The sequence below is a fragment of the Janthinobacterium longum genome, from assembly GCF_051380735.1.
Classification (GTDB): domain Bacteria; phylum Pseudomonadota; class Gammaproteobacteria; order Burkholderiales; family Burkholderiaceae_D; genus Janthinobacterium.
This window is the reverse complement of the sequence record NZ_JBNYXQ010000003.1, coordinates 379,228-392,439: the sequence shown is the minus strand read 5'-3', so window position 1 is coordinate 392,439 and position 13,212 is coordinate 379,228. Positions and strand designations below refer to the sequence as shown.

Genomic DNA, 13,212 nt, shown 5'->3' with positions numbered 1-13,212 from the left:
CTCACCGTGCTCTAGCACGGCTGCGCTTCTCGGCCACAAATCGCTGCCGCTCGCTACGGTTCTGTTAGCCGTTGTACGGCTAATGGTTGGAAAAAAGAGGGCATGATTTTTGCATATGTTTAATTGATAAACATTCACTGGCAATTGCGGTAAGCTCGATTTTTTACCGCAACTCCCTTTCCCTTTCCCGTATCGCGCTACCGATGGAGTACACCTGTGAACCACGACTATTCAGGCAACACGCAGCTATGGAATGAAGACCTGGCGCCCACCACGGCGGCCCAGCGTACCTGGCGCTGGTATCACTTCGCTGCGCTGTGGGTCGGCATGGTGATGTGCATACCCGCCTACACCCTGTCGGCCAGTTTGATCGACAGCGGCATGTCCGGCTACCAGGCGGTGCTGACGGTGTTCCTGGCCAACGCCATCGTGCTGCTGCCGATGCTGCTGATCGGCCATGCGGGCACCAAGTACGGTATTCCGTATGCGGTGCTGGCGCGTTCCTCGTTCGGCACCAGCGGCGCGCGCTTGCCGGCGCTGATGCGCGCGATAGTCGCCTGCGGCTGGTATGGTATCCAGACCTGGTTCGGCGGCCAGATGATCTACACGCTGATGGGCGTGTTGCTGGGCCATGAGCTGGGCGGCGAGAAGGTCGCGGGGCTGGGCATCAACGCCAGCCAGCTGCTGTGCTTCCTGGCGTTCTGGGCGATCCAGTTCTATTACATACTGCACGGCATGGAAGCGATCCGCAAACTGGAGACCTATACCGCGCCCCTGAAAATCCTGATCTGTTTCGTGCTGCTGTACTGGGTGCACAGCAAGGCCGGCGGCGTGGGCAGTCTGCTCGACCAGCCGTCGCAATTTATCGAAGGCGGCAAGAAGGCCGGCCAGTTCTGGATCGTCTTCTGGCCATCGCTGACGGCCATGGTGGGCTTCTGGGCTACCCTGGCGCTGAACATTCCCGACTTCACGCGCTTTGCGAAAACCCAGCGCGACCAGATCATCGGCCAGTCGGTCGGCCTGCCGGTACCGATGGGTTTGCTGGCCATGCTGGCCGTGATCGTTACGGCGGGTTCCGTCGTCATGTACGGCAAGGCCATCTGGGATCCGGTCGACCTGGCCAGCCGCATGACGGGCGCTGCCGTGCTGATCGCGCTGATCATCTTGCTGATCGACACCGTCAGCGTCAACCTGGCGGCCAACCTGGTCGGCCCTGCATACGACTTTTCTTCGCTGGCGCCCAAGCAGATTTCATACAAGATGGGTGGCTATATCACGGCCTTTATCGCGATTGTCATGATGCCGTGGAAGGTGCTCGAATCGACCCAGGGGTACATCTTCACCTGGCTGATCGGCTACTCGGCGCTGCTGGGCCCCATCGCCGGCATCCTGATCGTCGACTATTATTTTGTGCGCAAGACCGAGCTCGATGTGAAGCAGTTGTACCGCGCTGATGGCGTGTACTCGTACGGCAATGGCTGGAACATGGCCGCGCTGGTGGCGTTCATTATCGCCGTGCTGCCGAATATTCCGGGCTTTCTGAACGCTGCCTTCCCCACCGCGTTTCCGGGCGTGGGCGAGACGTTCAAAACCATTTACACCTACGCCTGGTTTGTCGGCGTGGCGATAGCCGCCGTGGTCTACGGCGTCATGATGAAGGGCAAAACGGTGGCGCGCGTGCAGCAGGTGCCGCTGGCCTGATCGGTTCCACCATTGGAGGAGACAAGCATGACTACACTGATACGCGGCGGCACCGTCGTCAACGCCGACCGGGCCTTTCGCGCCGATGTGCTGATCGAGGGCGATCTGATCGCCGCCGTCGGCGACAATCTTGCCGTTCCCGCTGGCGCCACCATCATCGACGCGGCCGGCCTGTACGTGATGCCGGGGGGGATCGACACGCATACGCACATGAACCTGCCGTTTATGGGGACGGTTACCTCCGACGACTTTTTCACCGGCACGGCGGCAGGCCTGGCCGGTGGCACCACCACCATCATGGACTTCGTCATCCCCGCGCCGAAGCAGTCGCTGATCGAGGCCTATCACCAGTGGCGCGCGTGGTCGGCCAAGGCGGCCGGCGACTATACCTTCCACGTGGCGATCACCTGGTGGAGCGAGCAGGTACATGAAGAGATGGGAGTGCTCGTGCGCGAGCATGGCGTGAACAGCTTCAAGCACTTCATGGCCTATAAAAACGCCATCATGGCCGACGATGAAACCCTGATCAAGAGCTTTACCCGCTCGCTGGAACTGGGTGCCCTGCCGACAGTGCATGCGGAAAACGGCGAGCTGGTTTATCAGCTGCAGCAGGACTTGCTGAAAAAAGGCATCACCGGGCCGCAGGCACATCCCCTGTCACGTCCGCCAGCGGTAGAGGCAGAAGCGGCCAACCGCGCCATCGCGATTGCCAACGTATTGAACACCCCCGTGTATATCGTCCATGTGTCGTGCGCCGAATCGCTCGACGCGATCACGCGCGCCCGCGCCAATGGCCAGCGCGTGTACGGCGAGGCGCTGGCCGGCCATCTGGTGATTGACGACAGCGTGTATCAGAGCGACGATTTTGACTACGTGGCCGGCCATGTCATGAGCCCGCCGTTTCGTGGCAAGCACCACCAGGCGGCGCTGTGGCACGGCCTGCAAAGCGGCAACCTGCACACCACCGCCACCGACCACTGCACCTTCTGTGCCGAGCAGAAAGCGGCCGGCAAGGACGACTTCACGCGCATCCCGAACGGCTGCGGCGGCGTCGAGGAACGCATGGCCGTGGTGTGGGATGCGGGTGTCAATTCGGGCACATTGACGCCGTCCGAATTCGTCAAGGTATCGTCAACCAATGCGGCGCAGATATTCAATATTTATCCGCGCAAGGGCGTGATTGCCGCTGGCAGCGACGCCGATATCGTGCTGTGGGATCCGCAAGGCACGCGCACGATTTCTGCAGCCACGCAGTTTGCAAAAGGCGGCTTCAATGTCTTCGAAGGGCGCACCGTGCGCGGCATTCCCGTCACCACGATTGCTCGCGGCCGCGTGGTGTTTCACAAGGGCGAGCTGATGGCGGTGGAAGGGGCGGGGCGCTATATCGAACGTCCGGCTTTTTCCGCCACCACGGCATGATCAAGGAGTTATTGATGACTGAACTACATATCAATGGGGAACGCTTGTGGGACTCCCTGATGGAACTGGCGCAGATCGGCGCGACCGCAAAAGGCGGCGTCAAGCGCCTGGCGCTGACAGACCTGGACAAGCAGGGCCGCGATCTGGTGGTGCGCTGGGGCCGCGAGGCCGGCATGAGTATCACGATAGACCAGATCGGCAATGTCTTCATGCGCCGCGATGGGGTTGATAATTCCCTGCCACCGGTGATGACGGGCAGCCATATCGACACCCAGCCCACCGGCGGCAAGTTCGACGGCAACTACGGCGTGCTGGCCGGGCTGGAGGTGGTGCGTACCCTGAACGATCTGAACATCACGACGCAGGCGCCGATCGAAGTGGCGTTCTGGACCAACGAAGAAGGTTCGCGCTTCGTGCCGGTGATGATGGGTTCGGGCGTATTTTGCGGTGCGTTTTCGCTGGAGACGGCGTATGCGGCAAAAGACACGGAAGGCAAGACTGTCGGTGAAGAGCTTGAACGTATCGGCTACAAAGGGCCGCAGGTGCCGGGCGACCATCCGATCGGCGCCTACTTCGAAACCCATATCGAGCAAGGGCCGGTACTGGAGGATGCCGACAAAGTCATCGGCGTGGTGCCGGCCGTGATGGGCCTGCGCTGGTACGACTGCACCGTCAACGGCATGGAGGCGCATGCGGGGCCGACGCCGATGGGCCTGCGCAAGGATGCGCTGCAGGTGGCAACAAGCATCATGCAGGAAGTCGTCGCGATTGCGCACCGCTACCCGCCTTACGGGCGCGGCACGGTTGGCATGGTGCAGGTGTTCCCGAACAGCCGCAATGTGATACCCGGCGAAGTAAAATTCAGCATCGATCTGCGCAACGTGAATGACGAACTGCTCGATACCATGGATGAGGACATCCGCGCCTTTATAGCGCGCACCCAGGCCGACACGGGCCTGGCCATCACGCTGGAACAGGTGTCGTACTTCGCGCCGACGCCATTCCACCCCGACTGCGTGGGCGCCGTGCGCAACGCCACCGAAAAGCTCGGCTATTCGGTGATGGACGTGGTCTCTGGCGCCGGCCACGACGCGATTTACGCTGCGCGCCTGGCGCCGGCCGGCATGATCTTCGTGCCCTGCAAGGACGGCATCAGCCACAACGAAATCGAGGACGCCAAACCCGAACATCTGGCAGCGGGCTGCAATGTGCTGCTGCTGGCGATGCTGGAGCGGGCGGTGGTGCTTTCCTAGTCATCCATTTGTTACGGTGCTATGCTGGCCGCATGACGTCTTCCGATATCCTCGCCCAGCAGGCCGGCCAGTTACTGGCCTCTGGTGATTTTGCCGCTGCCGAAACGCTGTTCCGGCAGGCACTGGCGCTCGATGCCGGCCAAGTGTTTGCACTGTCGAACCTGGCCTGGATGCGCGAGCAGCAAGGCTTGCTCCAAGAGGCGCAAAGCTGTTATCTGCGTGCGCTGGCGCAGTCGCCTGACGACGTGCACCTGCTGCAAAACCTGGGCGCGCTATTGATGCGGCTACGCCGGCCTGTCGAGGCCGAGCGTATCAGCCGGCGCGTGCTGGCGCTGGCGCCGGACATGCCGTCAGGCTGGTCCAACCTCGGCGCACTGCTGGCGGCCCTGCAGCGCGAAACCGAGGCCGAACGCTGCCACCGCGATGCCATCGAACTAGATGGCGGCTATGCCAACGCGCGCTACAACCTGTCCTATCTGCTGCTGCGCCAGGGCCGCCTTCCTGAAGGCTGGCAGATGCTCGAAGCGCGGCCGCAGCCGACCGCCTTTGGCGACTATTTCCGCTTTCCGCGCTGGCAGGGCGAATCGCTGGGGGACAAATCCATCCTGATCTGTCCTGAAGCGGGCATGGGCGATATGCTGATGTTGTGCCGCTATGCGTCCGTATTGCGCCAGCAGGGCGCATCGCGCGTGTCCATCCTGTGCCACGCACCGCTAAAAACACTGCTGCAAACACTGGCGGGTGTCGATACCGTGCTGGCCATAGGAGATGCGGTTCCCGATCATGGCTGGGACTATTGGACACCGATACTGAGCTTGCCCTGCTTGTGCGGCACGACGCTGGAAACGATACCGTTGTTGCCTTCTTATTTACATGCGCAGCCGCAGGCGGTGCTGGACTGGGCCGGCCGTTTGCCAGCAGCCAGGCTGCGCGTGGGGCTGGCGTGGAAGGGCAATCCCGGTTTTGAAAACGATGCGGAGCGTTCGCTGGCCTCACTTGATACTTTTGCGCCACTTGCTGCGGTGGATGGCGTCCAGTTTGTCAGTCTGCAAAAAGGCGCGGGCGAAAACGATATATCAAGCGCCATCAGCCTGGCCGGCGGCGGTTCAGCGCTGACCGATATGGCCGATACGGCGGCACTGATCGCTAACCTGGATCTGGTGATCAGCGTCGACACGGCGGTAGCCCACCTGGCCGGCGCAATGGGCAAACCGTGCTGGCTGCTGCTGCCCGATTACCTGCCGGACTGGCGCTGGCTGGCGGGCCGCCGCGATAGCCCGTGGTATCCGGCCATGCGGCTGTTTCGCCAGCCGTCCATAGTCGGCTGGGAACCACTGATCGGCCATGTCGCCGATGAACTGGCGCGCATGGTCGCGGCGAAACCTGTCAGAACTGGTAAGACAGCTTGAGCGACAGCGACGAGACGTCGGCGTCCTGCGCCACGCCGGCATTCTTGGGCTTGTATTTCTCGGAACTCAGGCGCAGAGTGCTCCATAACCTTGGCGTCAACGCATAGCCGATCTCGAATGCGCTGCCCACGGCGTTTTTGTAGCGGATGCTCTGTTGATCGCCATCGACGTCAGTCTTGACCTTCGGCGACACCACGTAACTGAGTCCCACGCCGAAGCGCACCGTTTCCAGGCCCGTGTAATACACCATGCCTTCCAGCGGAATCCGCGAAAACTTCGCGCTGCCATTTGCGCCAGCGCGTGGGTCGTACTGGTAGTTGACCAGCGCCGTAGCCTGGACCGGATACTGGCTGGACTGCCAATCTACGCCGCCACCCACCTTGAAGCGACCGCCGCCGCGAAACGTGATCGGGCGTCCCGCAGGCGTGCTGGCAACCTGCCAGTCGTCGCCGCTGTAGCTGACAGCCGCGCTGACCACCGGGCTGAAACCATCTGCTGCAATGGCGGCGCCGCCAGCGAGCAAACCGGCCAGCGCCACCAGATACTGCATGAAACGTTTATTCAAGACACACTCCATATCGATTGATTGTCGCTCACGATAACTTAAAAATGCCGGTCATGCATATTTCAGCCAGGCGCTAAGCCCTGGGCTGAAAATTGCGCAGGAAATACAGCAGCGCCTGCGCCGCGATATCGGCGTCGTCGGCCGTCATGGTTTCCAGCGGATTGTGGCTGATGCCGCCATTGCCGCAGCGCGTAAACAGCATGGCTACATCCGTAATGGCAGCCATCGCCATGGCATCGTGGCCGGCGCCGGACAGCAGGGCATAGGGCACGATATCGACCGAAGCGACGGCTGCGTCCAGCTGCGCCATCAGCCATGGTGCGCACGGCGCCGCGCTGGCCGACAGCAGCAGCTCGAGTTCGACATGGACCTGGCGCCGCGCGCAGATGGCGTTGATGCCGTCCAGGATATCGTCGACGGCGGCCTGGCGCACCGTGTCGCTGGCGGCGCGGATATCGAGCGACAGGTGGCAGGCGCCGGCGATCACGTTGACGGAACCGTTCGGCACGTTCAACTGGCCGACGGTGCCGACCAGTGCCTCGCCCTGGTTGCAGCGCTGCTCGATCAGCAAGATGATTTCGGCTGCCGCGCTGGCTGCATCGCGGCGCATGGTCATCGGCGTGGTGCCCGCGTGGCTGGCCAGGCCATGCAATTTGACCAGGTAGCGCGAGCTGCCGGCTATTGCCGTCACCACGCCCAGCGGCAAGTCGCGCTCTAGCAGCACCGGCCCTTGTTCGATATGCACTTCCACATAGCCGAGCAAGTCCTGCGGATCGCGCGCGATGGCGCCTATCTTTGTCGCGTCATGGCCGGCGGCAGCCAGCGCGTCGCGCATGCTCACGCCGTCCGCGTCGTGCTGCTCCAGCAAGGAAGCGTCGAACTTGCCCGTCACGGCCGTGCTGCCTAAAAAAGTGCTTTTGAAGCGTACGCCTTCTTCTTCGGCAAAGCCGACGATTTCAAAGTGAAAAGGCAGCCGTTCGCCGCGTTCATGCAGGTGGCTCACCACGGCAAGCGGCAGCACGATGCCCAGCCTGCCATCGTATTTGCCGCCATTGCGCACGGTGTCGTAGTGCGAGCCCGTCATCAGGGTTTTAGCGCCGGGCAGGTTGGCCTCGTAACGGCCCACCACATTGCCGACCGCATCGATGGTGACCTGCATGCCGGCTTCCTGCATCCAGGCGGCCAGTTGCGTCGCCGTGCGCTGGTGGGCGGGCGTCATGTAGGCGCAAGTCAGGTTGTCGCTGCTGTCGCTGAACGCAGCCAGGGCTTCGCAATGGCGCATGATGGCCGGGCCAAAAGGCAGTCGCACGTCCAGCAGGTCGTTCAGGCGCAGCTCGGCGATGCGCTTGATCTGGCGCAGCGACTCAAGCAGCTCGTCGGGCCGGCGGTTTTTCAGGCGCCGTGCAAAGGTGGCGATGATCTCCTGGCGCGTCAGGCCTTCGCCAGTCGGGCCTTTCACGGCCAGAATAAAGGGGAAACCGAACCTGGCGTTGTAGTCGGCATTGAGCCGCTGCAGGGTGGCGAATTCTTCGGCGCTGCACAGGTGCAGGCCCGATTTTGCCTGCTCGTGCGTGGACTCGGCCGTCAGCTGGCCGGCAATTGCCGCCTTGCCGGCTAGTTCCGGGTGGGCGCGGATCAGGCCCAGCTGTTCGTCTGGCGAGGCCTCGTCCAGCACCCGCTGCAGTTCGCGCTTGAGCGCCGTCAGGCTGGCAAACGGCCTTGCCGCAGCTGCGCGGCGGGCGATCCAGGGCGAGTGTTCATAGATGCCGTGCAGTTGCTGGACAAACTGTTCGGCGCTGCTGGCGTTCAGGTCGGAAAGGGAGGTCATGGGTATCCAATCATGCAAGCGTTGATGATAGCGCCACAGCACCTTGTTCGTTATATCTGCGCGCTGATAAAGCTTATCGCTGGACCAGGGCTTTGGCCGCAGCACTGACCTGGTCGCGCAGCCATTTGTGTTCGGGCGCCTGGTGCACGCGCTGGTGCCACAGCTGGTAAAAACGCATCGGCGGAAATTTCAGTGGCACGGTGTAGGTTTTCAGCGGCAGGGTCTTTTCATAGAAGCGCATGAACTGGCGGCCGGTGGTCAGCACCAGGTCGGTCTGCGTGAGCATATAGGGTATCAGGCCGAAATAGGCCGATTCCACCACCACATTGCGCTGCAGGTTCTGCCGTTCCAGGAAGGAGTCGATCACGCCGTGGTAGCCCGGCATCATGGGCGAGGGCGCCACGTGGGGCAGGCTCAGATAGTCGTCCAGGGTCATCGCGTCGCTGGCGGTGCGCCGCGCATAGGCGTTTTCCGCATGCATGGCGCAGATGATCGGGTCTTCGAACAGCTTTGAAATGTGCAAATGAGCGGGCGGTTCGTCCCAGTTGGCGATCACCAGGTCCAGGCCGCCGTCGGACAGTTGCCGGATATGGTCGATCCCCGGCCCCAGGCTGTGCAGCACCACGCGGCTTTTGGGCGAGCCGCGCCGCAGCAGCGCCACCACGTTGGGCAGGAACTGGCTGTCCAGGTAGTCGGGCGCGGCAATATGAAAGGTGCGCGCCTCTTCCTGCGCCACGAACGGCGTCTTGCGCACGAACAGGCTTTCCGTCTGGTCGAGGATGCGCTTGGCCGGGTTGAGCAGGCTTTCGCCATGCTGGGTCGGCACCATGCCGCGCGCGCCGCGCACCAGCAGCGGGTCGCCCGTCAGCTCGCGCAGCTTGCGCAGCGAGGCGGAAATCGACGGCTGCGGCTGGTTCAGTTTCAGCGCCACGCGCGAGACATTTTTTTCCACCAGCAGCAGATAAAGAATGCGGATCAGGTGCAGGTCGAGGTGTTGCGGCAGGCTGGACATGGGCGGCGTCTCTGTTGTATATCGATTCGGATATGTCAAATATACGATATTTTTCATGTGATGGGCGATGAATCCGGCTATCTTGTGTAGATTGGCGCCTTATCGGTTCTGCTGCAGCTCAAGAATAATTTCAAGGAATACTATGGAAGTGTTTGCCTACCTGATCCCTTACGGCCTTGAATGGCTGAACCTGATCGTGCGCTGGTTGCACGTGATTACCGGCATCGCCTGGATCGGCGCTTCCTTTTATTTCGTCTGGCTCGATAATTCGATCCGACCGCCTGCGCCTGGCTCCGAGCTGGCCAAAAAAGGCGTCTCGGGCGAGTTGTGGGCCGTGCATGGCGGCGGCTTCTACAATCCGCAAAAATACCTGGTGGCGCCCGCCGAACTGCCGAAAGAACTGCACTGGTTCAAATGGGAGGCGTATTCAACCTGGCTGTCCGGCTTTGCACTGCTCACCATTGCCTATTACTTCAATGCCCAGGCCATGATGATCGACAAGTCGGTGGCCGACCTGTCCAGCGGCCAGGCGATCGGCATCGGCATCGCCACCCTGGTGATAGGCTGGACCGTCTACGACCTGCTGTGCCGTTCCGCCCTGGCCAAACATGAACTGTGGTTCGGCGTGGTGGTGTTCGGGCTGATCGTCGCGGCCGCTTATGCGCTCACGCATTTGCTCAGCGGGCGCGCCGCGTATATCCACGTGGGTGCCATGATCGGCACCATCATGGTGGCCAATGTGCTGATGCTGATTATTCCTGGCCAGCGCAAGATGGTCGAAGCGATGGCGGCCGGCAAGCTGCCCGACCCCAGGCATGGCCTGAAAGCCAAGCAGCGCAGCGTACACAACAATTACTTTACCTTGCCGGTGCTGTTCATCATGATCAGCAACCACTACGCGATGACCTACCGTAACGATCACGCCTGGCTGGTGCTGGCTTTGATCATGGCGGCCGGCGTGTTTATCCGCCACTTCTTCAATCTGCGCCACAAGGGCAGGGTGGAGTGGCGCTATCCGGTACTGGGCGTGGCGCTGCTGCTGGCCGTGGCGGTGGCGATTGCGCCTAGGGCGCCTGTCGCCGTTGCCGCTGCGCCGATGGTCGACCAGGGAGCACAATTGAAGTCCGTGCAGGCGATCATTGCCCAGCGCTGCGCCACCTGCCATTCGGCCAAACCCGTGCAGCCCGGCTTTGCCACCGCGCCGGTAGGCATAATGCTGGACAATGAAACGGAAATCCGCCAGCACGCGGCGCAGATCTACAAGCAGGCAATCGAACTGAAAGCCATGCCGATCGGTAACCTGACCAATATGACGGAAGCCGAGCGCAACGAACTGGGCGCCTGGCTGCAACAGACACTGCAAGGAACAAAATGACCACCACAGAACAGCAAATCACCGACTGGATCGACGCGCACTTCGACGAAGAAGTGGCCTTTCTGCAGCAGGTAGTGCAGGTACCGACCGATACGCCGCCGGGCAACAATGCGCCGCATGCCGAGCGCGTGGCGCAGCTGCTGCAGGCGTATGGCTGGGAAGCAGAAAAACATGCGGTGCCAAGCGATCAGGTCGAAGCGTATGGCATGGAGAGCATCACCAACCTGATTGTGCGCCGCCAGTACGCAGCCGGTGGCCCCACCGTGGCCCTGAACGCCCACGGCGATGTGGTGCCGCCCGGCGACAACTGGACTTATCCGCCGTATGGTGCGCAGGTGGCCGATGGCTATCTGTATGGCCGCGCGGCGGCGGTGTCGAAAAGCGATTTCGCCACCTATGTGTTCGCCACCCGCGCACTCGAAGCGCTGGGGATTGATTTGAAGGGCCAGCTGGAACTGCACTTTACCTACGACGAGGAATTCGGTGGCCTGCTGGGGCCAGGCTGGCTGCTGGAACAAAAGCTGACGAAGCCCGATTTCGTGATCGCGGCCGGTTTCAGCTACAACATCGTTACGGCCCATAACGCCTGCTTGCAGCTGGAAATCACGGTGCATGGCAAGTCGGGCCACGGCGCCATGCCGGAAACCGGCATCGACGCGCTGCAGGCGGCCAGCAAGATACTGAACGCCATCTATGGCCAGCTGCCGGAGCTGAAAAAGATCAAGTCAAAGGTGCCGTGCATCGACTCGCCGACCATGCTGGTGGGCCGCATCGACGGCGGCACCAATACCAATGTGGTGCCGGGCAAGGTCACCATGAAGCTGGACCGCCGCATGATCCCGGAAGAAGATCCGGTGGCGGTGGAGGCGCAAGTGCGCGCGCTGATCGAGGCGGCGGTACAGGACGAACCTGGCATCCGCATCGAGATCCGCCGCCTGCTGCTGTCGCATGCGCTGCGCCCCTTGCCAGGTTCCGAGCAGCTCGTTGCCAATCTGCAGAAAAACGCGCTGGCGATTCTGGGCGAGACGATTCCCGCCCAGGGCACGCCGCTGTATGCAGACGCGCGCCTGTACGGCGAGCATGGCATTGCCGCCGTGCTGTATGGCGCCGGCCCGCGCACGGTGCCCGAGTCGAATGCGAAAAAGGCCGACGAACGGCTGGCGCTGGACGACTTGCGCAAGGCCAGCAAGATTGTGGCGCTGACCTTGCTCGATTTCCTGGCAGTCAGAGCGTGAGCAAAACCATCCGTGAATTGGCGGGCGAGCTTGCCGCCGGCCGCCTCACCAGCGTGGCACTCACGCAAGATATGCTGGCGCGTGCCGAAGCACACCGTGCCCAGGGCGGCCATGCTTATGTCAGCCTGGACGGCGAGCAGGCCCTGGCCGAGGCGCGCGCCAGCGATGCGCTGCGCGCGGCCGGCATGGTGGCCTCGCCGCTGGCCGGTATTCCGATTTCGATCAAGGACCTGTTCGACGTGCGCGGGCAGGTCAGCAGCGCAGCCTCGCTGGCGCTGGCCGATGCGCCACCGGCCAGTCGTGACGCCGCAGCAGTAGCGCGGCTGCGTGCGGCCGGCGCCGTGCTGCTGGGGCGCACCAATATGAGCGAATTCGCGTTTTCCGGCCTGGGCCTCAATCCCCATCACGGCACGCCGCGCAATCCGCACGATGCCAGCCGGGTGGCCGGTGGCTCCACTTCCGGTGGCGCCGTGACGGTGGCTTTAGCCATGGCGGCCGGCGCGCTGGGCACCGACACGGGTGGTTCGATCCGCATTCCGTCGGCGTTCTGCGGTCTGACGGGCTTCAAGCCGACGGCGGCGAGCGTACCGCTGGCTGGTACGGTGCCGCTGTCGCGCTCGCTGGACTCGGCCGGGCCGATCGCCCACAGCGTCGATTGCTGCGCCATGTTGCATGCGGCGTTGTCTGGCCAGGAGCTTGCATGCTCAAAGCCATCGCTCAAGGGCCTGCGCTTCGGCTACACGCTGGACTTTGTCGGCGCCGGTGTCGACGCGCAGGTGCAGCAGGCGTTCGATGCTGCACTGGCGCAGTTGCGCGCGGCTGGCGCACTGGTGGAACAGTTCGACTTCCCCGAGCTGCTGCAACTGCCGGCCATCAATGGCGGTGGCGGCCTGGTGGCGGCCGAAGCGTGGCACTGGCACCGCGAACTGCTCGAAGCGCGCGGCGCGCAGTACGACCAGCGCGTGGCGACCCGCATCCGGCGTGGCCAGCAGCAGGGCGCGGCTGAATATATCGACCTGCTCGACGCGCGTGCGCATATGCGCGCCATCGCGCAGCAAACACTGGCGCCGTACAACGCCTGGCTGATGCCCAGCGTGGCCATCGTCGCGCCTGAAGTTGCACCCCTTGAAGCAGACGATGCGACATTCTTTGCCACCAACGGCCTGGTGCTGCGTAATGCCAGCGTGATCAATTTCCTCGACGGTTGCGCCTTGTCGCTGCCGTGCCAGGGCAAAAGTATGCTGCCGGTCGGCCTGTCCCTCTGCGGCCTGCACGGCAGCGACGCCCGCATCCTGCATATCGGCCGCGCGGTGGAGGCGCTGTTGCGAGAACAGTAGGCAAGACGGGGCGCAGAAGTATGCCGGTTTGTAATATGATAGCTGGCATTGATATGGGAAAGTCGCGCACCGCGTGCC

Annotated in this window: 10 protein-coding genes; 7 read left to right on the top strand and 3 right to left on the bottom strand. The window is 62.6% G+C overall.

The features are described 5' to 3' along the window. Window positions 1–216: 216 nt before the first annotated feature. Genes ACQ4WM_RS12550 through ACQ4WM_RS12535 form a run of 4 tightly spaced genes read left to right on the top strand, consistent with a single transcriptional unit; the run spans window position 217 to window position 5,782 of the window. Complete coding sequence (locus tag ACQ4WM_RS12550; RefSeq protein WP_436546995.1) at window positions 217–1,701, top strand: NCS1 family nucleobase:cation symporter-1; 1,485 nt, start codon at window positions 217–219, stop codon at window positions 1,699–1,701. A gap of 27 nt (window positions 1,702–1,728) precedes the next feature. Further along, window positions 1,729–3,120: a dihydropyrimidinase gene (gene hydA / locus ACQ4WM_RS12545; RefSeq protein WP_436546994.1), complete on the top strand. Its 1,392-nt coding sequence runs from the start codon at window positions 1,729–1,731 to the stop codon at window positions 3,118–3,120. 14 nt (window positions 3,121–3,134) lie between these two features. Then, window positions 3,135–4,373, top strand: coding sequence for a Zn-dependent hydrolase (locus ACQ4WM_RS12540; protein ID WP_436546993.1), 1,239 nt, complete (start codon window positions 3,135–3,137; stop codon window positions 4,371–4,373). Window positions 4,374–4,405: 32 nt separating this feature from the next. Further along, window positions 4,406–5,782, top strand: a complete 1,377-nt coding sequence (locus ACQ4WM_RS12535) for a tetratricopeptide repeat protein (RefSeq protein ID WP_436546992.1) — start codon at window positions 4,406–4,408, stop codon at window positions 5,780–5,782. Here the strand turns inward: ACQ4WM_RS12535 and ACQ4WM_RS12530 are convergent. From ACQ4WM_RS12530 to ACQ4WM_RS12520, 3 genes are all read right to left on the bottom strand, one after another. After that, complete coding sequence (locus tag ACQ4WM_RS12530) at window positions 5,760–6,347, bottom strand: hypothetical protein (RefSeq protein ID WP_436546991.1); 588 nt, start codon at window positions 6,345–6,347, stop codon at window positions 5,760–5,762. The two genes, ACQ4WM_RS12535 and ACQ4WM_RS12530, sit on opposite strands and share 23 nt — an antisense overlap. A gap of 73 nt (window positions 6,348–6,420) precedes the next feature. Next, a complete protein-coding gene (locus ACQ4WM_RS12525; RefSeq protein ID WP_436546990.1) occupies window positions 6,421–8,175 on the bottom strand; it encodes an allantoate amidohydrolase in 1,755 nt (584 codons plus the stop codon). Window positions 8,176–8,248: 73 nt separating this feature from the next. After that, window positions 8,249–9,187, bottom strand: coding sequence for a LysR family transcriptional regulator (locus ACQ4WM_RS12520; protein ID WP_436546989.1), 939 nt, complete (start codon window positions 9,185–9,187; stop codon window positions 8,249–8,251). Between the two features lie 142 nt (window positions 9,188–9,329). On the opposite strand from ACQ4WM_RS12520, the gene ACQ4WM_RS12515 reads away from it, so the two are divergent. From ACQ4WM_RS12515 to ACQ4WM_RS12505, 3 genes are read left to right on the top strand one after another with little or no spacing between them, the layout of a single operon-like run. After that, complete coding sequence (locus ACQ4WM_RS12515; protein ID WP_436546988.1) at window positions 9,330–10,562, top strand: urate hydroxylase PuuD; 1,233 nt, start codon at window positions 9,330–9,332, stop codon at window positions 10,560–10,562. Continuing rightward, entirely contained in the window at window positions 10,559–11,797 is a 1,239-nt protein-coding gene (locus ACQ4WM_RS12510; RefSeq protein WP_436546987.1) for a M20/M25/M40 family metallo-hydrolase, read from the top strand. Before ACQ4WM_RS12515 ends, ACQ4WM_RS12510 begins: the two co-directional genes overlap by 4 nt. Continuing rightward, on the top strand, window positions 11,794–13,134 hold the full coding sequence (locus ACQ4WM_RS12505) for an amidase (RefSeq protein ID WP_436546986.1): 1,341 nt from the start codon (window positions 11,794–11,796) through the stop codon (window positions 13,132–13,134). Before ACQ4WM_RS12510 ends, ACQ4WM_RS12505 begins: the two co-directional genes overlap by 4 nt. Window positions 13,135–13,212 lie beyond the last annotated feature (78 nt).

Excerpts from the sequence above, each read along its gene's own strand:
- hydA (WP_436546994.1), top strand. The coding sequence starts at position 1,729 with ATGACTACACTGATACGCGGCGGCACCGTCGTCAACGCCGACCGGGCC.
- ACQ4WM_RS12540 (WP_436546993.1), top strand. The coding sequence starts at position 3,135 with ATGACTGAACTACATATCAATGGGGAACGCTTGTGGGACTCCCTGATG.
- ACQ4WM_RS12535 (WP_436546992.1), top strand. The coding sequence starts at position 4,406 with ATGACGTCTTCCGATATCCTCGCCCAGCAGGCCGGCCAGTTACTGGCC.
- ACQ4WM_RS12525 (WP_436546990.1), bottom strand. The coding sequence starts at position 8,175 with ATGACCTCCCTTTCCGACCTGAACGCCAGCAGCGCCGAACAGTTTGTC.
- ACQ4WM_RS12520 (WP_436546989.1), bottom strand. The coding sequence starts at position 9,187 with ATGTCCAGCCTGCCGCAACACCTCGACCTGCACCTGATCCGCATTCTT.
- ACQ4WM_RS12515 (WP_436546988.1), top strand. The coding sequence starts at position 9,330 with ATGGAAGTGTTTGCCTACCTGATCCCTTACGGCCTTGAATGGCTGAAC.
- ACQ4WM_RS12510 (WP_436546987.1), top strand. The coding sequence starts at position 10,559 with ATGACCACCACAGAACAGCAAATCACCGACTGGATCGACGCGCACTTC.